At 60.8% G+C, this 2,036-nt stretch carries 1 protein-coding gene; it reads left to right on the top strand.

Annotated features, from left to right (window positions below):
• Window positions 1-81 precede the first annotated feature (81 nt).
• Window positions 82-2,036 (top strand): hypothetical protein (locus ACOVRJ_RS16715; protein WP_422044967.1); only part of this gene is annotated, 1,955 nt, incomplete at its 3' end.

The following is a 2,036-nucleotide window of genomic DNA, read 5'->3' as shown; positions in this document are numbered from 1 at the left end:
TGGAGCGAGCCAATCCCCGTGACGATGCCCGGCTGAACGTTGCCCGATTCAAGGCAATGTTTGCGCATAAGGTGAAAAAGCATGGCTGATCTTGGCTCCCTTGTCGTCAAGCTCTCGGCTGAGACCTCCGAGTTCAGGGCCGATCTGGGGCGCACGGCGCGCCTCCTTGACCGCCACGCCAATGACATGAAGGCGTCGCTTGGGCAAGTGGCAACGGTGGCCAAGACCGCATTTGCGGTGGCGGTCGGCGCTGCTTCGGTTGGTGCGCTTCGGGATTTCATTGATCGGACGATTGAGGCAACGGCGGCTTTGCAGCAGTTGTCCGAGCAGACCGGCGCGAGCACCACCGCTTTGTCTGGCCTGGCCCCGGTGGCAACGATCTCGGGCACCGCCATGGAGACGATAGGCACCAATCTCTCCAAACTCTCCAAAGCGCTGGCTGGAGTGGATGACGAGGGGGCAGATGCCAGCAAGGCGCTACAGTTCCTCGGGATCACTGCCAAAGATTCGGGCGGCAATCTGCGTGATCCCGCCGAGGTGCTTAACGATGTGGCCTTGAAGCTGGCTGAGTTCGAGGACGGTGCCGGTAAGACGGCACTTGCCATGGACCTGTTCGGCAAGTCTGGTGCCTCAATGCTGCCCTTTTTGAAGGACCTTGCAGAGAACCAGAACCTCAACATCAGGCTCACCGCGCAACAGATCGAGGAAGCTGACAAGGCATCCAAAGCAATGGCCCGGATGCGGGCAGAAAGTAGCTTTGTATCCCAGACCCTGGTGACGAGCGCCATTCCTGCGCTGTCGGTGCTATCCGAAGAACTCAAGAAGATCCTGCTCGGTACGGACAACGCTGTAACGGGCATCAGCAGGCTACGTGATGATGGGACCCTGGCCAAGTGGGCAGAGACCTCGGCCTATGCAATCGCGGTGCTGGTGGACAGCCTTCGTGCGATTTTTCAAGGGATCAAGTCGATCGTCGGCAGCTTCCAGGCGGTTTGGGCTGACATTGAGTTAGCCGGGGGTTTCATCGCCCGCGGGGGTGTTCCTGGCTTGCTCTTGGAGGGTAATCGCAAGGCGCTACGCGAGGCGCTCGACAAGCGCAACCAGATCGTTGAGCAAGCCAACCGCAACTATGTTGAGCTGTGGAACATGCCGCTGCTGGCCGACGCGGTGACGCAGCGATTCGATGAGATGCGGCGCAATGCTCAGGCGGGCGCTAGCCCCCAAGGAGATAAACCACAGCGGCCCACTCTCAACTACAACACCGCAAGCGACGCCAACCGCGCCGAGGCGCTTGCGGGCATCGAGCGAGACGTCAAGCGGTTGCAGGATGCGCTCGATGTCGAGGCTGCGCTTTTGAAGGATCGCCAGCGCATCATTGATCTGTACGAAGGCCAGGGATTTTTGACCTTCAAGGAAGGCAGTGACGCCCGCATCGCCGCGCAGGACGACTTCACCGAGCGTCTTCGTGCAAACATGGCAGAGGAAGAGGCCATTTTGAAGCGCGGCCTAGCGACCGTAGCCAAGACGACCCAGGAAAAGGCAAAGCTCACTGCCCGGCTCGAAGAGGTCATGGCCCGGCGTGCCCGGCTTGAGCGCGAGGTCCAGATGTCGGGGCTTGAGCGCAGCATTCGCGAACCGGGTGAGGCCTTCAAGACCACACTCGCGGACATTGAGCAGCGATCGAAGGCGCTGCAGGCGCTTGCCGATGATGAGGCGGCCATCATGCGAAGCCGTCAGCGGGTGATTGACCTCTACCAAGAGCAGGGCTACCTGCGCTTTCGGGAAGCAACCGATCTACGGGCCAACGCGCAGCAGGAATACCTGGAGCGCTCGCGCGCCTACTTCGATCAGGAAGAGGCGTTGCTGCGCACGGCACTTGAGACAGTGGCCAAAACCGCTGATCAACGTCGGCAGATCGAGGAACGACTCGCCACATTGGCTGCTAAGCGCCAGCGCATGGAGCGTGAGGCTGCTCAAGTCACTCTTGAGCGCGCCATTCGCAGCCCGTTTGAGGCGCTGCGCGACATCCAGGAGCG

This window comes from Roseateles sp. (assembly GCF_049240545.1).
Lineage (GTDB): Bacteria > Pseudomonadota > Gammaproteobacteria > Burkholderiales > Burkholderiaceae_C > Paucibacter_A.
This window is presented reverse-complemented; position numbering and strand designations above follow the sequence as displayed.